The organism is Microbacterium murale, from assembly GCF_030815955.1.
Classification (GTDB): Bacteria; Actinomycetota; Actinomycetes; order Actinomycetales; family Microbacteriaceae; genus Microbacterium; species Microbacterium murale_A.
This window is the reverse complement of record NZ_JAUSXK010000001.1, coordinates 1791470-1813013: the sequence shown is the minus strand read 5'-3', so window position 1 is coordinate 1813013 and position 21544 is coordinate 1791470. Positions and strand designations below refer to the sequence as shown.

The 21544-nt window shown below is 66.2% G+C and carries 23 protein-coding genes and 1 tRNA gene; 12 read left to right on the top strand and 12 right to left on the bottom strand.

Annotated features, from left to right (window positions below):
• Window position 1: 1 nt before the first annotated feature.
• From QFZ46_RS08895 to QFZ46_RS08870, 6 genes are all read right to left on the bottom strand, one after another.
• On the bottom strand, window positions 2-886 hold the full coding sequence (locus QFZ46_RS08895) for a carbohydrate ABC transporter permease (protein WP_307360507.1): 885 nt from the start codon (window positions 884-886) through the stop codon (window positions 2-4).
• Window positions 876-1841, bottom strand: coding sequence for a carbohydrate ABC transporter permease (locus tag QFZ46_RS08890; RefSeq protein ID WP_307360506.1), 966 nt, complete (start codon window positions 1839-1841; stop codon window positions 876-878). Before QFZ46_RS08890 ends, QFZ46_RS08895 begins: the two co-directional genes overlap by 11 nt.
• A 4-nt stretch (window positions 1842-1845) precedes the next feature.
• Complete coding sequence (locus tag QFZ46_RS08885; protein ID WP_307360504.1) at window positions 1846-3138, bottom strand: ABC transporter substrate-binding protein; 1293 nt, start codon at window positions 3136-3138, stop codon at window positions 1846-1848.
• Between the two features lie 46 nt (window positions 3139-3184).
• Window positions 3185-4360 (bottom strand): Gfo/Idh/MocA family protein, encoded by a 1176-nt coding sequence (locus tag QFZ46_RS08880; RefSeq protein ID WP_307360503.1) that lies wholly within the window; start codon window positions 4358-4360, stop codon window positions 3185-3187.
• The gene (locus QFZ46_RS08875; protein ID WP_307360501.1) at window positions 4357-5526 is read right to left on the bottom strand and encodes an ROK family transcriptional regulator; all 1170 of its coding nucleotides are present in this window, start codon (window positions 5524-5526) and stop codon (window positions 4357-4359) included. Before QFZ46_RS08875 ends, QFZ46_RS08880 begins: the two co-directional genes overlap by 4 nt.
• 138 nt (window positions 5527-5664) lie before the next feature.
• Window positions 5665-6741: a LacI family DNA-binding transcriptional regulator gene (locus QFZ46_RS08870; RefSeq protein ID WP_307360499.1), complete on the bottom strand. Its 1077-nt coding sequence runs from the start codon at window positions 6739-6741 to the stop codon at window positions 5665-5667.
• A 58-nt stretch (window positions 6742-6799) separates the two neighbouring features.
• Here QFZ46_RS08870 and QFZ46_RS08865 point away from each other — a divergent pair, with 58 nt between their 5' ends.
• Window positions 6800-8020 carry an MFS transporter gene (locus QFZ46_RS08865; RefSeq protein ID WP_307360497.1) on the top strand — a complete coding sequence of 407 codons (1221 nt, stop codon included), beginning with the start codon at window positions 6800-6802 and terminating at the stop codon, window positions 8018-8020.
• A gap of 10 nt (window positions 8021-8030) precedes the next feature.
• Here the strand turns inward: QFZ46_RS08865 and QFZ46_RS08860 are convergent, their stop codons facing one another.
• Together QFZ46_RS08860 and QFZ46_RS08855 are read right to left on the bottom strand one after the other, a co-directional pair.
• A complete protein-coding gene (locus QFZ46_RS08860) occupies window positions 8031-8696 on the bottom strand; it encodes a response regulator (protein ID WP_307360496.1) in 666 nt (221 codons plus the stop codon).
• Window positions 8693-9880, bottom strand: a complete 1188-nt coding sequence (locus tag QFZ46_RS08855; RefSeq protein WP_307360492.1) for a sensor histidine kinase — start codon at window positions 9878-9880, stop codon at window positions 8693-8695. The genes QFZ46_RS08860 and QFZ46_RS08855 overlap by 4 nt, the downstream gene beginning before the upstream one ends.
• A 108-nt stretch (window positions 9881-9988) precedes the next feature.
• Between QFZ46_RS08855 and QFZ46_RS08850 the strand changes: the two genes are divergently transcribed.
• Genes QFZ46_RS08850 through QFZ46_RS08840 form a run of 3 tightly spaced genes read left to right on the top strand, consistent with a single transcriptional unit; the run spans window position 9989 to window position 12309 of the window.
• A complete protein-coding gene (locus tag QFZ46_RS08850; protein ID WP_307360490.1) occupies window positions 9989-10849 on the top strand; it encodes a GAP family protein in 861 nt (286 codons plus the stop codon).
• 57 nt (window positions 10850-10906) lie between these two features.
• Window positions 10907-11602: an endonuclease NucS gene (gene nucS / locus QFZ46_RS08845; RefSeq protein ID WP_307360484.1), complete on the top strand. Its 696-nt coding sequence runs from the start codon at window positions 10907-10909 to the stop codon at window positions 11600-11602.
• A 38-nt stretch (window positions 11603-11640) separates the two neighbouring features.
• Window positions 11641-12309 (top strand): HAD hydrolase-like protein, encoded by a 669-nt coding sequence (locus QFZ46_RS08840; RefSeq protein WP_307360480.1) that lies wholly within the window; start codon window positions 11641-11643, stop codon window positions 12307-12309.
• Between the two features lie 69 nt (window positions 12310-12378).
• Here the strand turns inward: QFZ46_RS08840 and QFZ46_RS08835 are convergent, their stop codons facing one another.
• The gene (locus QFZ46_RS08835) at window positions 12379-12585 is read right to left on the bottom strand and encodes a cold-shock protein (protein WP_033105552.1); all 207 of its coding nucleotides are present in this window, start codon (window positions 12583-12585) and stop codon (window positions 12379-12381) included.
• Between the two features lie 733 nt (window positions 12586-13318).
• Here QFZ46_RS08835 and QFZ46_RS08830 point away from each other — a divergent pair.
• Both QFZ46_RS08830 and QFZ46_RS08825 read left to right on the top strand, forming a co-directional pair.
• On the top strand, window positions 13319-13492 hold the full coding sequence (locus tag QFZ46_RS08830; RefSeq protein ID WP_307360477.1) for a CsbD family protein: 174 nt from the start codon (window positions 13319-13321) through the stop codon (window positions 13490-13492).
• A gap of 30 nt (window positions 13493-13522) precedes the next feature.
• Entirely contained in the window at window positions 13523-14599 is a 1077-nt protein-coding gene (locus QFZ46_RS08825; RefSeq protein WP_307360475.1) for a carboxylate-amine ligase, read from the top strand.
• Between the two features lie 88 nt (window positions 14600-14687).
• On the opposite strand, the gene QFZ46_RS08820 is transcribed toward QFZ46_RS08825, so the two are convergent.
• Window positions 14688-15245 (bottom strand): small multidrug efflux protein, encoded by a 558-nt coding sequence (locus QFZ46_RS08820; RefSeq protein WP_307360473.1) that lies wholly within the window; start codon window positions 15243-15245, stop codon window positions 14688-14690.
• Window positions 15246-15402: 157 nt separating this feature from the next.
• On the opposite strand from QFZ46_RS08820, the gene QFZ46_RS08815 reads away from it, so the two are divergent.
• From QFZ46_RS08815 to QFZ46_RS08800, 4 genes are all read left to right on the top strand, one after another.
• Window positions 15403-16623, top strand: coding sequence for a sensor histidine kinase (locus QFZ46_RS08815; RefSeq protein WP_307360471.1), 1221 nt, complete (start codon window positions 15403-15405; stop codon window positions 16621-16623).
• Window positions 16620-17222, top strand: coding sequence for a response regulator transcription factor (locus QFZ46_RS08810; protein WP_307360468.1), 603 nt, complete (start codon window positions 16620-16622; stop codon window positions 17220-17222). Before QFZ46_RS08815 ends, QFZ46_RS08810 begins: the two co-directional genes overlap by 4 nt.
• A 16-nt stretch (window positions 17223-17238) precedes the next feature.
• Window positions 17239-17931 carry an aspartate/glutamate racemase family protein gene (locus QFZ46_RS08805; RefSeq protein ID WP_307360466.1) on the top strand — a complete coding sequence of 231 codons (693 nt, stop codon included), beginning with the start codon at window positions 17239-17241 and terminating at the stop codon, window positions 17929-17931.
• A 216-nt stretch (window positions 17932-18147) separates the two neighbouring features.
• Complete coding sequence (locus QFZ46_RS08800) at window positions 18148-18837, top strand: hypothetical protein (RefSeq protein ID WP_307360464.1); 690 nt, start codon at window positions 18148-18150, stop codon at window positions 18835-18837.
• A 19-nt stretch (window positions 18838-18856) separates the two neighbouring features.
• Here QFZ46_RS08800 and QFZ46_RS08795 read toward each other — a convergent pair whose 3' ends face one another.
• Entirely contained in the window at window positions 18857-19795 is a 939-nt protein-coding gene (locus QFZ46_RS08795; RefSeq protein ID WP_307360461.1) for a patatin-like phospholipase family protein, read from the bottom strand.
• Between the two features lie 203 nt (window positions 19796-19998).
• A tRNA-Leu gene (locus QFZ46_RS08790) sits at window positions 19999-20081 on the bottom strand.
• A gap of 258 nt (window positions 20082-20339) precedes the next feature.
• Between QFZ46_RS08790 and QFZ46_RS08785 the strand changes: the two genes are divergently transcribed.
• Together QFZ46_RS08785 and QFZ46_RS08780 are read left to right on the top strand one after the other, a co-directional pair.
• Window positions 20340-21032, top strand: coding sequence for an FhaA domain-containing protein (locus QFZ46_RS08785; RefSeq protein ID WP_307360458.1), 693 nt, complete (start codon window positions 20340-20342; stop codon window positions 21030-21032).
• On the top strand, window positions 21029-21544 hold the full coding sequence (locus QFZ46_RS08780) for an FHA domain-containing protein FhaB/FipA (protein WP_307360456.1): 516 nt from the start codon (window positions 21029-21031) through the stop codon (window positions 21542-21544). Before QFZ46_RS08785 ends, QFZ46_RS08780 begins: the two co-directional genes overlap by 4 nt.

The following is a 21544-nucleotide window of genomic DNA, read 5'->3' as shown; positions in this document are numbered from 1 at the left end:
TCTATTTCAGGCCGGAGAAGAAGAAGGAGGCGATGCCTTCGACGACACGACGTTGCAGGATGATGAACGAGATGAGCACGGGGGCCATCGCGAGCAGCGATGCCGCCATGAGCACGCCGGTGTGGATGCTGGAGCGATAGCCCTGCAGTGTGGCGAGTCCCACGGAGAGCGGCATGTTCTCCGGCGAGCTCGCGACGACGAGGGGCCACAACAGGTCGTTCCACGATGCGAGGATCGTGATGATCGCGAGCGACACGATGCCGGGTTTCGCAAGCGGCAGCATCACGCGCCAGAAGATCTGCCAGCTGTTGCACCCGTCCAGGCGCGCGGCCTGTTCGAGTTCGGCCGGCATCGTTCTGAAGAACTGCACCATCAGGAAGGTGCCGAAGGCACTGAACAGACCCGGCAGAGCGATGCCGAAGATGGTGTCCAGCAGCCCGAGGCTCTGGATGATCTGATACTGCGGGATCAGGTAGACCTGTCCCGGCACCATCAGGATCGACAGCACGAGTCCGAGCAGCAGGCCCTTGAACCGGAACTGCATCCGAGCGAACGCGTATCCGGCCATCGAGCAGAGTACGACCTGTCCGAGTGTGCGCAGCGCGGTGATGGCGATCGACACCCAGAACTGACTGAGGAACGGCAGCCGCTTGAACACCTCGGCGTAGTTCTCCCACTCCAGGCTCGATGGCCAGAAGTTCGGCGGCACGGCCATGATCTCGGCTTCTGTCGAGATCGAGAGCTTGATCTGCCAGAGGAACGGGAAGAGCATCAGCAGCGACGCGAGGATGAGCACGGTGTGCGCACCCCAGTGACTGCCGTCTCGTTTCACCCGTCGCCGAGCGGCGGGCGACATGGCAGAGGTCAGAAGCGCCTCAGTCGACATAGTGGACCCACCTCCGCTGGAGCCTGAACTGCAGGAACGTGCACACGGCGATGATGAGCAGAACGAGCATCGCGATCGCCGAGGCGTAACCCTTCTCATTGCTGAGGAAGGCGGCGTTGTAGAACATGAACACGAGCGACTGCGTCTTCGGCATGACCGGGTTGGTCGGCCCGAGAAGCGCGTAGAGCAGGTCGAACAACTGGAAACCGGAGATGAGCGTCATCACCGACAGGAAGAAGATCGACGGCGTCAGCAACGGGACGGTGATCGAGAAGAACTGTCGGCCATGTGATGCACCATCGAGAGACGATGCCTCGTAGAGCTCGGAAGGAATGCCCTTCAGCCCCGCCGACAGGATGATCATGTTGAAGCCGACCGACATCCACAAGCCCAGGATCGAGACAGCGACGAGAGCGAACCACTCGGTGGCGATCCAGGCAGGACCCTCGATGCCCACGACTCGCAATGCCGAGTTGATGATGCCGTATTCCTGGTTGTAGATGATGCGCCACACCATCGAGATGGCGGTGGGCATGGCGACATAGGGAAGGAAGAAGCAGGTGCGGTACAGCATCGCGAAACGCAGCCCTGGCCGATTCAGCAGGCTTGCGAACACGGTGGCGATCGGGATGCCGAGCAGCAGGATCAGGGTGTAGATCACCGTGTTGAGGATCGAGCGCAGCACGGATGGATCGCTGAAAAGGCGGATGTAGTTGTCCAAGCCCGTCCACGTCGTCCCCCCGAACACTCCCCATTCGGTGAAGCTGAAGTAGGCGGACTGCAGCAGTGGCCACAGGTAGAAGAGTCCGATGCCGATGAGCAGCGGCAGGACGAACAGCAACGGCCAGTACCCGTCCGGAGACTGACGTTTCGCACGCGGACCGGGGACGGAGGACGCCCCGACCCCGGGGACGGATGCCAGAGCGACATCCGTCCCGTTCCTCACGGAGGTCATCGGCCTACTTCTCCTTGGCGAGGGCCTGATTCATCTGCTCAGCCAGGTCCTTGGCGACCTCGGCCACCGGACGCTCTCCCGAGTAGGCCTCAGGCAGCAGATCCGTCTCGAGCTTGTTCCACGCGCCGGTGTTCAGCGAGACAGGATGCGCGACCGAGTAGTCTGCCGCCGCGTCCTCGAAGATCTGCAGGTTGTACTCGGGGACGGAGTCGACGAAGGTCTGCTGCGTGCCGTTGAAAGCGGGGTTCGCGACGCCGAGTTCGGCCTGGATCACAGCGGCCTCTTCGGATCCGAGGTACGCCAGGAACGCCTGGGCTGCGGGGTCGTCTGCCGCCTTTGCGCTCATGGCGTTGCCGATGCCGTGGATACCCGTCACGCGCTCACCGGACGGCGCCAACGGTATCTCGACGGCCGTCACGTCATCCGCGACCGGGGATTCGAGGAGTCCGGAGACCTGCCAGTTGCCCGTCCAGAGCATCCCCGCCTGACCGTTCAGGAAGCGCTGCAGCCCGGTCGTGTCAGCATTCTGGGCGGGAGAGGGCATGGAGCCGTCGGCCACCATGTCGGTCCAGAACTGCAGGGCCTCGATCGCCTCTGGGCTGTCGTAGCCCGATTCGCCGTCTTCGATGATCGTGCCGCCGTTGCTGAGGATGGAGGGGTAGACCGTCTCCTGCGTGCCGAATCCGTCGCCGGAACCGAAGATGCCCTCGCCTGCGAGGGCGTCGCTGATCTGCTTCGCGGTGGCGTGGTAGTCGTCCCAGGTCCAATCGGAGGTGGGCTCGGCGACGCCGGCGCGGGCGAAGATGTCGCGGTTGTAGAAGACCGCGATCGTGTCGAAGTCCTTCGGCACCGCGTACTGCACGCCGTCGAGCGTGTAGATGTCGTTCATCGCGGCGGGGTAGTCCGCGGGGTCGATGAGACCGGCGTCTTCGAGCGGCGTCACCGGAGCGAGCAGTCCGTTCGAGGCGAAGAGCTGGAAGTTCGGGCCGTTCATCCAGAAGACGTCGGGCAGTGTGTCTGAAGACCCCTGTGTCTGCAGCTTGGTGAAGTACTGGGCGTAGGCCGTGAGCTCGACGGAGACGTCCACATCGGGATACGTCTTGTTGAAGTCGGCGATGAGCTCCTCCATCGCCGGTTGCTGATTCACGTCCCAGATCGCATAGGAGATCTCACCGCTGATGTCAGCGGGATCCAGGGAGGTGTCGACTTCGCCGGAGCCGGAGTTCGCGCCCGAGGCGCAGCCCGTCAGCAGGAGGGCCACGGCGGCGACGCCGATTCCTGTTCGCAGTAACCGCATGGGAATTCTCACAATCGTTCGGAGTACGCGCGGGTGGGCAATACGCTCACCGTTCGCGGACCTGATGGTTGTCGAAGTAGTGCTGCAATTCGGATGGGAGCGGATCGATGGCTTTTGGCACGGATCCGTCCCGCAACGACTCGGCGGCGGTGATGCCGGTCGCGACAGCTTGTCTGGCGGCTATCGGAGATGTCTCGGTCATCCCGCCGTCTCGTACGAATCGGAGGAATTCGGCCATCGTGAGCTGATCAGCGTCTCCGTGGCCTTCCTCGTCGCCGACGATCGGATACTCGAGATCACCGTGCTCCTGGTATTCGTGCCGCCTGTTCCACACCCGCACCACTCCCCCGGCGGCGTCGCCGAAGTTCTCGGCGCGTCCGCGCGTGCCGATGACGGTGTAGTTGCGCCAGTAATCCGGCGTGAAGTGGCACTGCTGATATGACGCGAGTACCCCGTTGTCGAGGCGCATCTGGATCATCGAGATGTCTTCGACGTCGATGATCGGGTTGAGATCGGTCTGACTCTCCGGTGGCCAGTTCTCGTGACTGAACCAGTCCCCCATCAAGCGGTCGGAGTTGTCGCGCCGAGAGGTGACGTCGCCGTAGACCATCAGATCGCCCATGCCGGTGACCTGCTCGGTGTAGGCGCCGGCCAGCCAGTGGATCACGTCGATGTCGTGCGCGCCCTTCTGAAGGAGGAGGCTGCCCACTCGAGCGCGCTCGGCGTGCCAGTCCTTGAAGTAGTAGTCGCCGCCGTTGCCGACGAAATGTCGACACCAGATCGCGCGCACCTCGCCGATCGCACCGCTGCCGATGATGTCGCGGAGCGTGCGCACGACGCTCATGTGACGCATGTTGTGCCCGATGTAGAGCTTGCTGCCCGACTCATGGGCTGCGGTGAGGATGCGGTCGCAATCGGCGACCGTGATGGCGAGCGGCTTCTCCAGGTACACCGCGATTCCTGCGCGCAGCAGGAATTCGGCGACGTCCGCGTGCGCGTCATCCGGCGTCGTCACGATGGCCGCGTCGAGAGACAGACCGGCGAAGTCGCGGTAATCGGTGACGAACGACACTTCGTCCCCGAACAGCTCACGAGCGCGCTCCGCGGCCGACGGTCGTACGTCTGCGGCTGCGAGGAGCAACGCATCGGTCTCCGCGCCACCCACCCAGCGTCCGATCGATGCTCTGGAACCGACCCCGACGATTCCCACCCGCAGTGTCATGCGATCTCCCTCGTCTCACGGTCGAGAACGATCGCCGGCACCGCGACGTCGGCGATGCCGAACAGCGACTCCGAACCGAATTGGAACGCCAGCGCGAGCGCGCCCGTCGCAGCTCCGATCGAACCCAGCGGCGACGCCGTCACGTCGGGCTTGTCCGCGAGCACGATCAACCGGTGGATCTCCTCGCGCAGCATGTCGACGAACAGGTCTCCAGCGCGGGACAAGCCGCCTCCGACGACGATCCGTGCCGGATCGACGACCAGGCTGACGGTGGTGAGCAGTGGTGCTATTTCTCGGATGAACGCCACCACCTCGCTCAATGCCGTCTCGTCACCGGCCGAGGCCCTGGCGAACACCTGCTCAGCGGTCTCGCCACTGCGCCAGGTGAGCTGGCCTTTGATCGATGTCTTCGTCCAGTGCATGCCGCGGAGGCTGCTGACCTCGCCCGCGCTGCGGTGCGCGCCGTGGAAGATCTGCCGATCGAAGGTCTGCGACAGCGAGATCCGATTGCCGATCTGGATGAAGAGGATGTTGTCGACGTCGTGGGCTGCGCCCATGTTGTGCTCGGCGTAGGCGGCGAGCTTGATGTCGTTCTCGAGCACGGCGACGCAGTCGTAGCTGTCGGCGATGTGCTCGGCGATCGCTACGCCGTTCCACTCCGGGACGGCGAAGCTGTTGATCAGGCGTCCGGATTCGCCCACGATGCCCGAGACCGCGATGCAGGCGGCCTGCAGGTTCGCGGCAGAGACGCCGCTGCGCTGCAGCGCGTCAGCGGTCACGGCGGTTACGATCGCCAGACGCTCATCGGATGTCGGCGCTCCGTCGATGACCTTCGTCGCGCGGGCGATGATGCGTCCCCGCAGATCGGCGATCAGGACGCGCACGTTCCGCGGCCCTGCATCGATCCCCGCGACGACAGAGCTCGTCGACTCCAGCGCATAGCGTCGGGCCGGCCGTCCTCCGCTGCTGGCGGCCTCGGCAGCAGCGGCCTCCGCGACGAGACCTCGTGCCTCGAATCCCGAGATGACCGATTCGATCGTCGGGCGTGACAGCCCCGTTCGCGCGGCGATGTCGCTGATCGACAGTGGCTCCTCCACGGAGCGGAAGGCATCGATGCATGCGAGCGCGTTCGCGTGGCGGATGTTCGCCGGCCCGAGTGTGTTCATGTGCATCCTGCCTTCAGATGTGTGCGGGAGTAACGCTACCAGGTTACATAACCAGCTTATTAAACCTGAATTACGCCTGTGTTACAAGTGCGAGGGCACAGCAGATCTGCCTGCAGCGCAGGCGGTTAAGGACGCGAGTCAGATCGCGGGAGCCGCCGTCGTCGTCCCCGCACGGAAGCGGCAGGTGAAGTGCAAGGACGCCGACGGCTCGCCGCGCAGCATCCGCGCGACCTGCTCCCCCGCCGCTCTGCCCTTCTCCACGGCGGGCTGCACCATGGTCGTGAGCATGTGGGGACCGATGCCATCGACTCTGATCCCGTCGAATCCGGCGACGCTGAGGTCGTCCGGCACGCGCAAGCCGAGGTCTTCCCCCGCGCGGATCACGCCGGCCGCGAGAAGATCGCTCTGCGCGAGGATCGCGGTGGGTCTGGTGGTGGGATCGCTGAGCAGTGCGCGACCTGCGATCAGACCGTCGTCTATCGAGCTGCTTCCGGCAGAGATCGCAGGCAGCCCAGGGAAGACGTCCCGCGCGCCGGCCAGTCTCTCCAGCGTGACGTCGATCGTGGCGCGCTCCAGACGGTCCTCGGTGATCCGACCGCGGACGCGATCGCTGTCCAGCGGCAGAGTCACGGCGGCGACGCGCTCATGACCGAGGCCCTTCACATGCCGGGCGACCTCGGCCGCCGCCTCACGGTTGTCGAGCGTGATCCGCGGGATCCCCTCCCCCGCATCGCCTTCGATCACGACGACCGGGATCCCTCTACTGCGCACGATCTCCAGTGACGCCCGAGTTCGTCCGGAGCATCCGATCAGCACGACGGCATCGACCGGCGCCGAGGTCAACGCCGGGGCCTCTCCGTCCCCCGGCTCGTCACGCAGCAACAGCACTCCGGCGCCGAGTGAGGCAAGGCCGTCGGTGAGCCCATCCATCATCGGAATCGTCACCGGATCGAGGAACGCAGCGCGCAGGTGGCCTTCGAGCACGACGGCGACGATGCCACTGCGCCCGCGTCGAAGTGACGCCGCGCGCGGGTCCGGCCCGGCGTAACCGAGATCGGCCGCCGCGGCGAGCACACGCTCGCGTGTGGCATCCGAAACCTTCGTCCTGCCGCTGAAGACGACGGATGCCGTGGACGTCGACACGCTCGCCGCACGGGCGACGTCCGCAAGCGTCGCCCGACGCGGTGCGGGGGACAGGGCAGAGGACGATGTCATGCTCTGAGGATAACCCCGACCATTTCCAGAAATCGAATCGATTCGATACGCTCATTCCATGGACCACGCTCTCACCCGTTCGCAGTACGTGCGCTGGCGCAATGCGATCTTCGCGATCTTCCTCGCCAGTGGTGTCTCGATCGCGACGTGGGCCTCTCGGGTGCCCGACATCAAGATCGCCCTCGGCATCGACAATGCGCAGATCGGGTTGCTGCTGCTGGGCATGGGCATCGCGTCGATCCTCGGCATTTCGACGAGCCCGGCGGTCATGGCGCGCACTGGCGCCCGCCGAGGGATGCTGTCGTTGATGATCATGCTCTCGATCGGTCTCGTACTGATCGGCGTCGGCACCACGGTGCTCGAGTCATTCCCCGTCGTCATCATCGGCCTGGCACTTTTCGGGTACGGCAACGGATGCCTCGACGTGATGATGAACGTCGAGGCGACTGCCATCGAGCAGGAGGCGGGAAAGACGATCCTGCCGCTGTTCCATGCGTTCTTCAGCTTCGGCACTGTGATCGGCGCCGGCCTCGGCTGGGCGGCGACCAACTGGCACATCGCCGTCGCACCACACGCGATCGCCGTCGCCGCGCTCATCCTCATCGGCGCGTTCATCTGCATCGCGAACGTGCCGAACCGCGATGCGACGCTCGACCCCGAAGAGTCCGGCGAGAAGCCGCACTGGCGCGAGCGTATGCACGTCGCGATGTCCGCGTGGCGCGAACCGCGCACCTACGCGCTCGGCGTCGTGATGCTGGGCATGGCCTTCGCAGAGGGCGGCGCCAATGACTGGCTGGCACTCGGCACGAGCGAGGACCACGGCGGCGGAGCCGCCATGGGGGCTGCAGCACTCACAGTGTTCTCGGTGGCGATGACGACGGTGCGCATCTTCGGCGGCCCGCTCGTCGACAAGTTCGGTCGCGTGCTGGTGCTGCGCATCCTCGCGGTGGCTGCGACCGGCGGCATCCTGCTGTTCATCCTCGCGCCATCGCTCCCTCTCGTCTTCGTCGGCGCCGCGCTGTGGGGAGTCGGTGCGTCACTCGGATTCCCGCTCGGCATGTCCGCGGCGGCTGACGACCCGACCAAGGCCGCAGCCCGCGTCAGCGCGGCGGCCACGATCGGCTATGTCGCGTTCCTCGGCGGTCCGCCCATCCTCGGGCTGATCAGCGAGCACATCGGCCTGCTGAACACGCTCTACATCCTGGTCGTGCTCGTCGCCGCATCCGGCCTCGCGTCGGGGGCGGCGAAGCCGCTGAAGGCGAAGGAGCCATCCGCCTGAGTCGCGAAGCTCAGCGCTCCCGCAGCTCCGACGTTCGCGAGATCGCACCCGCGTGCACGAGTGCGGCGGCATGCGACCTGCTCCTCGCGCCGAGCTTCGCGAGCACGCTCGACACGTGGGTCTTCACCGTCGGCACCGAGATGCGCAACCGCTGACCCAGCTCTGCATTCGACAGCCCCTGCAGGATGCCGGTGAGGACGTCCTGCTCCCTGTCGGTGAGCTCAGCCGACCGCTCCGCCGATGCCGTCGACCCCTCGCCGCCCGCTATCGCGGCGAGCGCACGCCTGGTGACACGCGGGTCGAGAACACCGTCGCCGGCGGCGACCGTGCGCACAGCATCGATGAGAGTGCCAGCATCCGCAGTCTTCAACAGGAAGCCGGACGCTCCTGCCCTGAGCGCCCCCAGCACCAGCTCGTCTTCGTCGAAACTCGTGAGGACGAGCACGTCGCTCAGCCCGCGCTGGACGATCTCGCGTGTCGCCGAGACACCGTCGCGGCCCGGCATCCGCAGGTCCATGAGCACGACGTCGGGGCGGAGCGCAAATGCGTTGCGCACGGCGATGTCTCCGTCCGCTGCCTCGCCGACGACCCGGATACCGTGCGATTCGAGCATGATGCGCAGCCCTTCGCGGATCGCACCGTGATCGTCGGCGAGCAGCACCGTGACCGCGGTCATGTCCGCACCGTCAACGGCAGCTCTGCGTGAACCGACCACCCACCGTCCACCGGCCCGGCATGGAATGTGCCCTCCAGCGCCCGCACGCGTTCATTGAGCATGCTCAATCCCCAGCCGTTGCCCGCCGCGTGCGCACGCGGTGACCCTCCGCGCGACTCGACGCTCACCCCCACGCTGCCGTCTGCGTGGGCGATCACGACATCGACCTTGGCGCCGGCGGCATGCCGAACGCAGTTCGCCAGCGACTCGCGCACGATCCGGACGAGAGTCTGCTCCACGACGACCGAGAAGCGCTCATCCGATCTCGTCTCCGTCACCTCCAGACCCGTTCGCCTGGCCTCAGTGATCACGCCGTCGAGATCCTCCAGCCTGGGTGCCGCCGCAAGTTCGCCACCACCGCCGCGCAGCACGGAGATCATGGTGCGCAAAGCGGTATGTGCATCCAGGCCGGCATCACGCACGGCCTGAAGTGCAGCACGATCCGCCGTTTCGTCGGGGCTCGTCGACAACGCGGCCTCGGCACGGATGGCCATCGCCAGCACGTGCCCAGCGACCGCGTCGTGGAGTTCACGCGCCATCATCTCTCGCTCACGGTTCACGGCCTCCGTACGATCGCGCTCCGACTCGTGCTCGGCGGCCTCGGCGCGCTGCCGGTGCAGGTCGGCGAGTTCATTCGCCTGCGCGACCGCCACCGCCCACCAGTAGTCGGTTCCGAAGATCGCACCGAATTGGATGGCGATGAGGAACGCGATCGCGAATGGCAGCTCGGCGACGACCAGTGCCGCCGCGAACAGCGCGATGATCGAAGCCCCGAGAAGAAGGAGCAACGTCCGTCTTACACGTGGGGAGGCGACGAACACCGCCAGCCACAGCACGTCGAGCAGGACGACCAAGGTTCCGACACCCCCGACTGTGAGGATGTCGATCGCGAAGAGGACGGCGACGGCGGTCAGTACGAGCATCGGAGCACGATGCTTCAGCAGTGCCAGACCGCACGCGGGAAGGGCGAGCACGAGCGCCCACCATGGGGACACGTCCACCGGCAGCAGTGAATACGACCCCCAGATACCCCGGAATCCGAAGGCCGCCATCACGACGCTGAGCAGCGCCATCGCGATCGGGTCGAGCACCCAGCGCCACCTGCGATACCAGGCGTCGAGTCCTCCTGAAGCCTGTTCCTGCATGACCTCATGCAACCATGTCGTGCGCGGGGTCGCATCCGACCAAAGGATGAGCGGCCACTGCAACCTTCGCCTGATCCGCTCTTGCGTGGACGCCATCATCGTGGAGTCATGGAAATCTTCGCCGGAGCGCCGCTCCTGCTGTCATTGGCCGTCCTCGCTCTCGTGGACAGCCTCAGCATCGGCACCCTCCTCATCCCCGTCTTCCTCCTCCTGAGTCCTGGGAAGGTGCGCGTGGGAAGGGTCCTGCTCTACCTCGTGACGATCGCGGCGTTCTACCTCGCGGTGGGTCTGCTGTTCCTGTGGGGGCTCGTCAACGTGGTGGATGTGGCGGCGGACTTCCTCACATCTCCCACCGGGGCGATCATCCGTCTCGTCATCGGGGCCGGCCTGCTGATCGGATCGTTCCTGCTCCCGACGTCGCAGAAGAAGGACGCGAATCAGCCCGTCTCCACCGCCTCGGCCTCCTCGCTGGAAGGATTCGCGAGCCCGGATGCCGGAACGGATGCTGGAACGGATGCTGGAACGGATGCGGGAACGGATGCGGCCACGACATCCGCACCGGCGAAGCCCGGTCGCGTCATTCGCTGGCGCGACCGCCTGCTCGCTCCCGAGACCACGCGTATCGCTCTGATGTCCGTCGCGGTCGCCGCCGGTCTGGTCGAAGTCGCCACCATGCTGCCGTACATCGTCGCGATGACGATGCTCGCCGACGCCGGCATAGACACGTCTGTGCGGATCGTGTCGCTCGTCGGATACTGCCTGGTGATGATCGTCCCGGCACTCATCCTTCTGCTGCTGCGGATCGTCGCAGCACCGCTCATCACCCGTCCACTGGAACGACTCGCCGAGTGGATGCAGCGCACCGGAGCGGAGAACACCGCCTGGATCATCGGCATCCTGGGGTTCCTCATCGCACGGGCGGCGGCGAACGATCTCGGGCTCTTCAGCCTGCTCTCGCAGATCGGGTAGTCGGCCGACGGCCGGCAGTCGGTCCAGAAGAAGTCGATCGGCGGTTAGGCTCGACGAGTGCGTCTCGTCATCGCCCGCTGCGCTGTTGATTACACCGGCCGGCTCAATGCCCACCTTCCCCTCGCCACGCGTCTGCTCGTCCACAAGGGCGACGGTAGTCTGCTCGTGCACTCCGACGGCGGCAGCTACAAGCCGCTGAACTGGATGAGCCCGCCCTGCACGCTCGTGACCGAGGAGCCAGGTGAGGAAGAGGCCAGTGCCGGTGTCACAGATGTGTGGCGCGTCACGCACAAGAAGACCGGCGACGCCCTGCGCGTGCAGATCTACGAGGTACTGCACGACTCGGCGCACGAGCTCGGAATCGACCCCGGTCTGCAGAAGGACGGTGTCGAGGCCGACCTGCAGCGCCTGCTCGCCGAGCAGGTCGACCGGATCAGCGAAGGCGCGACCCTCGTGCGTCGCGAGTACCCTACGGCGATCGGCCCCGTCGATCTCATGGTGCGGGATGCTTCGGGTGCGGCCATCGCCGTGGAGATCAAGCGTCGCGGCGACATCGACGGTGTCGAGCAGCTCACCCGGTACCTCGAGCTCCTCGGTCGCGATCCGCACCTCGCCCCGGTGCAGGGCGTGTTCGCTGCCCAGGAGATCAAGCCCCAGGCGCGCGTACTCGCCGAGGACCGCGGCATCCGCTGCCTGGTGCTCGACTACGACGACATGAAGGGCATCGAGTCCGGAGTGCCGCGCCTGTTCTGAGGCACAGGCGACCCGTCCGACCCGAATAGGCTTGAGGCATGCCCGACTCCCCCTTCTCCTGTGTGCTGTGGGATGTCGACGGCACCATCGCCGACGCGACGCCGGGCATCTTTCCGCGACTCATGGAAGTGCTCGCATCCTTCGGCCAGCCGGCACCCGACCCTGCATCGTTGTCGCGCTGGGTCGGGCCGCCGATGTACGAGTCGTTCCAGAGCCTTGCGGGGCTGAGCGCAACCCAGGCCGAGGATGCGCTCGTCCGCTACCGCACGCTCGCCGCCCGTGACGGCTACGCGGCATCAGTCGACATCTATCCGGGGGTCCCCGATGTCATCCGTGCCGTCGCCGCGGCCGGCATACCCCAGGCGACAGCGAGCACGAAGCCCGAGAACCAGGTCAGAGCGATTCTCGAGCACAACGATCTGCTCGGTCTCTTCGCTGCCGTGTCAGGCGCACGCAGCGGTACGATCGGGCGCAGCGACAGCAAATCCGACGTCGTGGGATGGGCGATGGAGCGGCTGCGTGCGGCGGGGGTCGACACCTCGAAGCCCGTGCTCGTCGGCGACCGGTATCACGACGTGGACGGCGCGGCCGAACACGGCATCCCGGTCATCTTCGCCGAATGGGGCTTCGGCGATCCGTCAGAGGGCGACGCGGCTGCCTTCCGCGTCGAAGACGCCGACGCGCTGCGCACGCTGCTGCTGCCCTGACAAGCACAACACTCCCCGCCGGAGCACGCTGTTGACGTGCGCCGGTGCGGGGAGTGCGGTGCTATCGCCTCAGATGGGGCGGATGTTCTCGGCCTGCAGGCCCTTGGGGCCCTGTGCAACCTCGAACTCGACGCGCTGGTTCTCGTCGAGTGAGCGGTAGCCGCTTGCTTCAATGGCGGAGTAGTGCGCGAAGACGTCAGCGCCGCCGTCATCGGGGGAGATGAAGCCGAAGCCCTTCTCCGAGTTGAACCACTTGACCGTGCCTTGGGTACTCATTTACTGCCGTTCTGCTGGGATGTCGTCGACGCAGGGTGCCCCGACGAAGCCCACAATATCTGTGCAGCGCGGGAGCGGAATAGCCCGGAGCAGAAGGTAACGCAAATGTTGCACGAGCGTCATGTCGAAGGTGCACAGGGGCAAAAGAGTGCGGCCCCCACCGCGGGGGGAGCGGTGAGGGCCAAAGACGACCGGAGGGTGCGTCATGAAATACCCTAACCCCAAACTGCAGATTTGTCCCCCATTTGGGGGACAAATCTTAGAAAACGTGGGATGATGAGCCGATAGTGGCCCCCTCGAATAGACCATTGGGGACTGACCTACTCGAAAGGGCCAATCGCATGCGCGGATCGTCAGGCTGTGGGAAGCCTAAATCCGTCATCTGGGGAAGACGGTGACGATCAAACCCCGTGCGCATGCACCTTCACATTAGGGGAGGATGAGTGACCTCGTCCAGGAGGATCCAAGACGAGGTCAATGAAGGTTCTGGGGAAAATGATCCCGCGCGGATCGCAGGTTTCGGGACGAGATGGGATGCACAGCACGGAGTCCACCTCCGGCATCTCATCCCTCCCGAACCGCGGGATCGCGCCCGCCATACGCGGATGCCGAACCCGCCGCGCGACCAGCACTAACCCTCGTCGCCGCGCCCGTCAACCCCGTCGCCGAATCTCGATGCCGGTGTGAGAGTCGATCACACGGATCACCTGATCCCGACGAAAGGAATGGATCGATGGGTATTGGAGACAAGGCGAAGCACGCCGCTGAAGAGGCCATCGGCAACATCAAGGAAGCTGCCGGGAAGGCCACGAACAACGACAGCCTCAAGAACGAGGGGCGCGCCGACCAGGCGAAAGCGGACGTGAAGCAGGCAGGCGACGACATCAAGGATGCCTTCGACAAGTGATGCCGCCATCCACGTGATCGCCGCAGGCACATGACGTACTTCGGCATAGAGGAGGAGTACTTCCTTCTCGATCGCAAGACCCTCGCGCCGGTGCCCCTCGGGCCACCGGCGCGAGAGGTCATAGCGGCCGGAACACTACCGGGGACAGTGTCCGCCGAGTTCCTGACCTGCCAGGTCGAGTACTCCACATCGCCGGTGACGGCGCTGGCGGATGCCGGGACGGAACTCCGTGATGCTCGTGCCGCTCTCGCCGGCTTCGCACGGGCCAACGATGCGATCGGTGCGAGCAGCGGCACTCCGTTCGGCACAGGAGCACCGGCGACGACCTCTCCATCCGCCCGCTATGCCACCATCAGCCGCTGGCTGGGCGATCTCGTCGGGGAGCATCAGGTCAACGGCACGCACATCCATGTGGAGATCCCGGATGCTGAGGATCGTATCCGGGCCATGAATGCGCTGCGCCCCTGGCTGCCCGTTCTGCTCTCGCTGTCGGCGAACTCCCCCTACTGGCACGAGAGCGACACGAACTTCCGCAGCTGGCGCAGCATACTTCTGCGTCGTTTTCCGACGTTCGGCTCCCCGCCGCACTTTCAGGACGCGAGCCATTATGAAGCGACGGTGAACCGGCTGATCGACAGCGGCGGCGTACCCGACGCCGCGTCGTTGTCATGGATGGCGCGCATCTCGGAACGCTTTCCCACCGTCGAAGTGCGAGTCTTCGACGCCCAGCTCACCGTCGATGATGCCCTCCTGCTCGCATCTCTCACCCGAGCACTGCTGCTGTCCGCACCGTCTCCGACCGCGCCCATTGATACGGACACCATCGACACCTCCCTCTGGATCGCAGCGCGAGAGGGCCTCGACGCGCGCCTCACTCACCCCCTGTCCGGCGGGGTCACCGCCGCACGCGCGCTCGTGCGGCTTCTGCTGCGGATGCTCGCTCCCGCTCTACAAGCCAACGGCGACCTCGATTTCGTCGAGGATCGACTGATGAGGACTCTGCGAGACGGCACGGGTGCGGACCGGCAGCGCGCGGCATTCGACGCGAACGGGATCGACGGTCTGCGCTCACTGCTCGTCGGGCAGGAGCGGGCTTCAGCCGCGTAGGACCCGGCTCGACGCCTTCTGCGACCAGCGGATGCGCGCTGGACGCGGCGCCGATCAGGGCGCCGCGTCCACTCAGCCCGCGGTCCGATCAGCTCACGGCGTGAACGACGCTGCCGATGAAGACCGAGAGGATGGTCGTCCATCCGATGATCGCGATGGCCTGCCAGAACAGAACGCGTGCCTTGCTGACACCGGTCGCTGCGAGCATCGTCGCGGTGAACTGCGTCGGCAGCAGGAGCGGACCGAGCAGGCTGACGCCGGGGACACCGTAGCGGTCGAGCGCATTCCGGAACTTCGCCTTACGGGCGGCACTGCGGCTGCTCTCGCCGTCGACCTCCGCCTCTACGACGGTGACACCGCCGGCCGTGCCGTCAGCGGCAGCCAGACGCGCCTTGCGCTCCTGGTTGCGGGTGACCACCGCGTTGCGCGCCCCGGAGCTGAGCAGCACGAGCACCAGCACGCAGAGGAAGTTGCCCGCGATGGCTGCCACGGCGGCGATCACAGGGTGGATACCGCCGATGATGCCGATGGTCGCCGCGCCCTCGCCCTCGATGAAGGGCACGGCACCGGCCAGGGCGACGATGAGCGGCTGCACCAGCTCCGGCACCTGAGCGACCAGGTTCTGGAAGGTCTCGATGAGGTTCATGGGATGTTCCTGTCCGTGCGACTGCTGGGGCGTCTCCCCGGCGATGATTCCAGTCCATCGGTTTCATCCGGTACGCAGAAGTGTCGCGCTGTCACCGGTTTCCGGGGTGTTCACACCCCCGATGGGTGACATGTGTCATGGCCGTAATGTGGACGACATGAGCAGTGCGTCCGCCCCCGTTCCCAGCGGTTCCCCGACGGCGGCGCAGAACAGTTCCCTGCGCCTCGCCAGGGGCGTCACGGCAACCTGGTTCTATACCGTCGCGGCACTGCTGTTGTTCGAACTCGGTATCGCGCTCGCGACGACGCTGGTCGTGTGGGGATCCGTCGCGCTCCCGCCCGTGGCGGCCATCACCGTCGCCTTCGGCGGGCTGGCCTGGGTGGGATCGACCGTCGCCCTGATGATCGACTACCGTCACCGCACGGATGCCGCGCCGTTGGTGCTGTGGCGTCGGCAGCTGCTCCCGCTGCTGATCACCCTGGCGTACGCGGTCACCGCCGGCATGGTCTCCGGGCTGTGGATCGTCGGCGTTCTGCCGCTGCTGCAGTCGCTCATGCTTCTCAACTGGCAGTCGGGCGTCCGCCTCCGGGTGGTGCTCGCCGCCACTGTGGTGCTCATCGGCCTCGCAGTGATCGATATCAGGATGTCCGACGTCGGTGTGGCGACCAGTTTCGGTCCCCTCATCTCGTTCTCGCTGATCCTGCCGGCCATGACGGTCACCTCGCTGTGGTGGTGGGATGTGCTGGTGCGGCTCGATCGGGCTCGCGCGTCGGAGAGCCGTCTTGCCGCGACGCAGGAACGCCTTCGCGTCGCGACGGACGTGCACGATCTGCAAGGACATCATCTTCAGGTCATCGCGCTCCAACTCGAGCTCGCGGAGCGGCTCATGACGAAGGATCCGGATGCTGCACTCGAGCAGCTTCGCGCGGCAAGAGGCAGCGTGGCGGAAGCACAGCAGGGCACGCGAGACCTTGCGATGCGGTTCCGCTCCGTGCCGCTGAGCGACGAGATCGCCAACGCCGTCGATCTGCTTCGTGCGGCTGGTACCTCGGCAGAGGCGACAGTCGATGCCGGCGCGGATAGCGCTCCGGCATCCGTTCTGGGCCCCGTCATCCGTGAGACGACGACGAACGTGCTGCGGCACGGCGGCGGCAAGTGGGCGCATCTCTCTCTGAAGAGGGAGGAAGATTCGTGGAGGTACGAGATCGTGAATGACGCGTCCGGCGATTCGGCGGCATCCGTTGACGGCTCCGGGCTCGACGGAGTCGGGCGGCGCGCTGCGGAAGCAGGCGGGACGCTGGAGGTGCAACGTGGCAAGCAGGAGTTCGCAGTCGTGGTCGCGGTTCCGGCCAGTGCCGCGGGGGAGGAGGCGCGATGATCCGCGTGCTGCTCGCCGATGATGAGGCGATGATCCGTTCGGCGCTGGCCGCCCTGCTGCGCCTGGAGGACGACATCGACGTCGTGGCCGAGTGCGCCGACGGAGAGGAAGCGCTCGCGGAGGCCATCCGACTGACGCCGGACATCTGCCTGCTCGATCTGGAGATGCCGGGACTCGACGGGGTCGAGGTCGCCGAGCGTCTGCGACGCCTGACATCGATACATTGCGTCGTCGTGACGCGGCATGCCAGGCCTGGGGTGCTGCGGCGAGCGCTGGCATCGGGAGTGGCGGGGTTCCTGCCCAAATCGCGCGGCGCGAACGAAGTCGCGGCGGTCATCAGGCGCGTCGCGGCCGGTGCGCGCTACGTGGATCCGGAGATCGCTGCCGACGCGCTGAGCGATGAGCGCAGTCCGCTCACCGATCGAGAACTCGACGTGCTCCGGGCGGGTCGCCGCGGAGAGACCACCGGGCAGATCGCGCGGGCGCTGGCGCTCGCGCCGGGAACCGTGCGCAACCACGTCTCGACGGTGCTGGGAAAGCTCCACGTCGCCACCCGCCAGCAGGCAGTTCTGCTGGCCGAAGAGCGAGGTTGGATCTGATGCGAAAGGCGATGCCGTGAAGACGATCGGGGTGCTCGGCGGCATGAGCTGGGAGTCGTCGCTGGAGTGGTATCGGCTCGCGAACGAGCGCGTCAGGGATCGCCTGGGCGGGCACCGTTCCGCTCGCATCCTGCTGGATTCGCTCGACTTCGCCGACATCGAGACGCTGCAGGCACGAGACGACTGGGATGCGGCCGGGCATCTGCTCGCCGGGCGTGCCCTCGCCCTCGAGAACGCGGGCGCGGAGCTGCTGGTGCTGTGCACCAACACGATGCATCTGGTCGCCGAGCAGATACAGGATGCCGTCAGCATCCCCTTCCTGCATATCGTCGACGTCACGGCCGAGGCGATCCGACCCTCCGGGGTGCGCACAGTCGGGCTTCTTGGCACCGCATTCACCATGGAGCGACCGTTCTACGCCGAACGGATGGCCGCACACGGCATCCGTACGATCGTGCCCGACGAGGAAGAACGACGAGTCGTGCACGATGTGATCTACGACGAGCTCGTGCACGGCGTCGTGCGGCCGGAATCGCGGCAGCGCTACCAGCGCATCATGGCGGCTCTCGTCGATCGCGGTGCCGAAGGCATCATTCTGGGCTGCACTGAGATCGAACTGCTCATCAGTGAGGGCGATGCCACCGTGCCGGTCTACCCCACGACCTCGCTTCACGTCGATGCCGCGCTGGCTGCCGCGCTGGGCGACTGACGGCGATGTTCGGACTCTCTGGACTCTTCGGGTCGATGTGGCGCCCGATGCGCCACCGCCGTCGCGGAGTCGTCGAGTTGAAGTGGCTCACTGCCCGGGTCGTACACGACGAAGTGGTACCCGCAGGGCATCGACTTCGGTACCTGGCAGGGCCGGCGAACGCTCGCCGTCAGTTGGTTCCGAAGGGACAAGACGGGTGCGCATCTCGCGTCACGCGTGACGTTCATCGATCTGGAGCGCTCTCGGCACCTCGATGTCGCCCTCACGATCGAGGGGGAGGATGGCGAACTCGTTCCGGCTCAGATCCACGCCGGCGGTCTCGCCTGGTTCGGCGATCGGCTCTTCGTCGCCGCCACAGGGCAGGGGATCTGGGAGTTCGACCTCAGCGAATCGCGGCGACTGCGAGGCGCGGCGGCTCGACGAGTGGTCGGAGCGCGAGGACGCGGCTTCGGTGCGGTGGCATTGGCTGCGGTCAGGACCCAGGTGCACCCGGTTCCGCTGCGATGCTCGTTCCTGGGTCGGGTGTTCGACACCGACGGCGCTTCCCTGCCCCGTGTGCTCATCGGCGAGTACCGCGGCGACAAGCTCGGACGCATCGGCGAGTTCACGATTCCGGACGAAGTCGACGGCTCCTTCGGGTCGGTCGCCGAGACGTCTCCGCAGATCGCGCGCATGCAGGGCGTCGTGCAGTGGGGCACTCGACGCTTCATCTCGCAGTCGCGCGGCCTGCAGCCGGGGGCGCTGTGGGACGGCGATGGCACCGCGCCACAGCGCAGCGACGTCCCGCTGCCGATCGGCTGCGAGGATCTCGCGCTGGATCCGGAAGAGCGGATGCTGTGGTCGCTGGGCGAGCATCCATGGCGACGTGTCGTGCGCGGCATCCCGTTCGCCCGGCTCGGCTTGTGAGCCGAACCGGCCCGGTGGTCTACGAAGCGAACTCCGCGAGGCGTCCTGCGAGTGCGCGCCCCTGCGCATAGCCCCCACGCGCTGCGGGCGGACGCGTCGACGGATCCAGCGCATTGGCATTGAACACGTCGCCGGAGCCGGCGTCGGGAAAGACCGTCTCGACCGTGCTGCCGCCCGCGCGCAGTTCGTCGACCTGGGTTGCGAGATCGATCCCCCACTCCAGCGGCTGCCGCGATCTGCCGCTGAACGGTTCGAGCACGAGCACCCGGGCGCAGCCGGCCGCGAGGTCGGCGTTCGAGCCGCGGCGATAAGCGCCGTTGAGATAGCGGTGCTCGCCGATGGGATACGGCGTCATCGGCGAGGTGCTGGCGGCGACGGCATCCACCAGCTCGATTCCGCTGTCGCGATCGAACACGACCGGTTCTGCCGTGTGAGCGTCCACCGCCGTGATGAACACGCGCTGTCGTGGCCATTCGCTGGTGGGAAGCCGGGCCTCGACGATGCTGCGCCAGCGCGCACCATCGACTCCGTCCGACGTGTCCAGTTCGAGCGCAGCCGCAGCGAACCTGCGGCGCATGTCGGATGCATCCCTCGAAGAGGCGATGATTGCGTCCGACCACTCCATATACGCCGGACCGGAGACACGTGGAGCGCGGTGCTGACCCGGTCCGGTTCTGCGAGCAGCGGGCGGAGGGTCTTCGGCAACGATCGCGGCATACAGGTCGGACGGTCGAGTTCCGCTTGTGATCTGGGCGGCCACCGTGGATCCTGCCGATGTCCCGATGACCAGGTCGACCGCGGTGAGATCGATTCCGACATCGCCGAGGCCTGCGATGAGACCGAGCTGCCAGGCGTTACCGGCAGCTCCCGCGCCTGCGAGAACCAGAGCCGTGCGGTGGGCGTGTGCGGAGACCGCGCCGGAGGGCGTGGCAGAAGAGTTGCGAGGGGAGTGATTCATGGTCGTCGCTTTCGAAGAGTGCTGAAAGCGCTCCGCGCGACCGCTGCGTCAGTCGCGAGATCGTGAACTCGAAGGAGCGCCCAAAGTGGACTGTGTGTGCATCGGGCTCACCTCCTCGAATCGTGTCACGTTCGCCGAAAACTGTATCAGTGTAAGAAAAGGCCCCAGGCCTGAATCCCAGGTCTGGGGCCTTTCACTCGCTGTGCGCGAGGGGGGACTTGAACCCCCACGCCCGTAAGGACACTGGCACCTGAAGCCAGCGCGTCTACCATTCCGCCACTCGCGCGAGCGTCTCGTTCCGAAGAACTCAACTTCCCGAGGATATCATGCACTTTCGCTGCCGCTTAACTCGCTCGACGAGCCACGCTGAGCCGACACCATTCGGCGAGAATGGTATTCCTGCACGAGAAGGTCGCAGGTAGCGACAGTCTCATGCCGCAAATCAATTCTCGTGCTCGTCGGCGGCCGCAAGACGCCCTCGGGAGGCACATATACAGTTCACCTGGCTACGATGTTGCTACCGCCGCCATGCCAGAGGAGCCCAGTGGGACTACTTGACAGCTTTGAGAAGGGTCTTGAGCGCGCCGTCAACGGCGCATTCGCCAAGACCTTCCGCAGCGGCATTCAGCCGGTGGAGATCGCCTCGGCGATCCGCCGCGAGGCCGACATCAAGGCCGCGGTCGTCAGTCGCGATCGCATCATCGCCCCGAACAGCTACGTCGTGCGTCTCAGCGCCGACGATCTCGAACGGATGCAGGGACTCGGCGGTGCGCTCACAGAAGAGCTGCACGCATTGATCAACACCCACGCCAAGGCGCAGGGCTACAGCTTCGCCGGACCGGTCTCGATCGCTCTCGAAGCGGACGAGAAGGTCGCCACCGGGACGGTGCGCGTGAACTCCGGCACCGTCGAGGGGCGCGTCAGCTGGCAGGCCGTCGTCGACGTCGACGGGCATCGCCACTCGATCACCAAGGCGCGCAGTGTCATCGGACGCGGCAGCGATGCCGACATCGCGATCGCGGATGCCGGCTCCAGCCGTAAGCACGTCGAGATCCTCTGGGACGGCGAACGCGCCATGATGCGCGATCTCGGCTCCACGAACGGCACGAAGGTCAACGGCACCAAGGTGCGCGAGGCACCGCTGCCCACCGACACCACCATGACGATCGGGCGCACCGACCTGGTTTTTCGCGTCGTCCCAGTGACGGTCGACCGCCCGTCGGGAGCCGGCCGATGAGCGAACTCGTCCTCCTGCTGCTGCGCATCGGCTTCCTCGTGCTGCTGTGGTTCTTCGTGTTCGGCGTCGTGTATTCACTGCGCGCCGATCTGTTCGGGGTGAAGGTGCGCAAGCTCCCCGCGGAGGCCGCCGGCGGTGCTCCGGCTGCGGCTGCCGCTCCGGCCGCCGCGCCGAGAGCCGCCCCGTCACCGCGCGCCGGTGGCGCTGCACGAGTGAACAGCGTCTCCAAACTCGTCATCACCTCCGGACCTAAGGCCGGGCTCGAACTTCCGCTCGGCACCGAGCCGATGACGATCGGCCGCTCGAGCGAGTCCGGCCTCGTCATCCGCGATGACTACACCTCCAGCCACCACGCGCGCCTCCTTCTGCGCGGCGATTCCTGGGCCGTCCAGGATCTCGATTCCACCAACGGCACCTTCGTCGGCGGAAAGCGCATCTCGGGAGCACCGGTCCCGATCAACATCGGCGACGCCGTCAAGGTCGGCGCCACGACCTTCGAGCTGCGAGCCTGA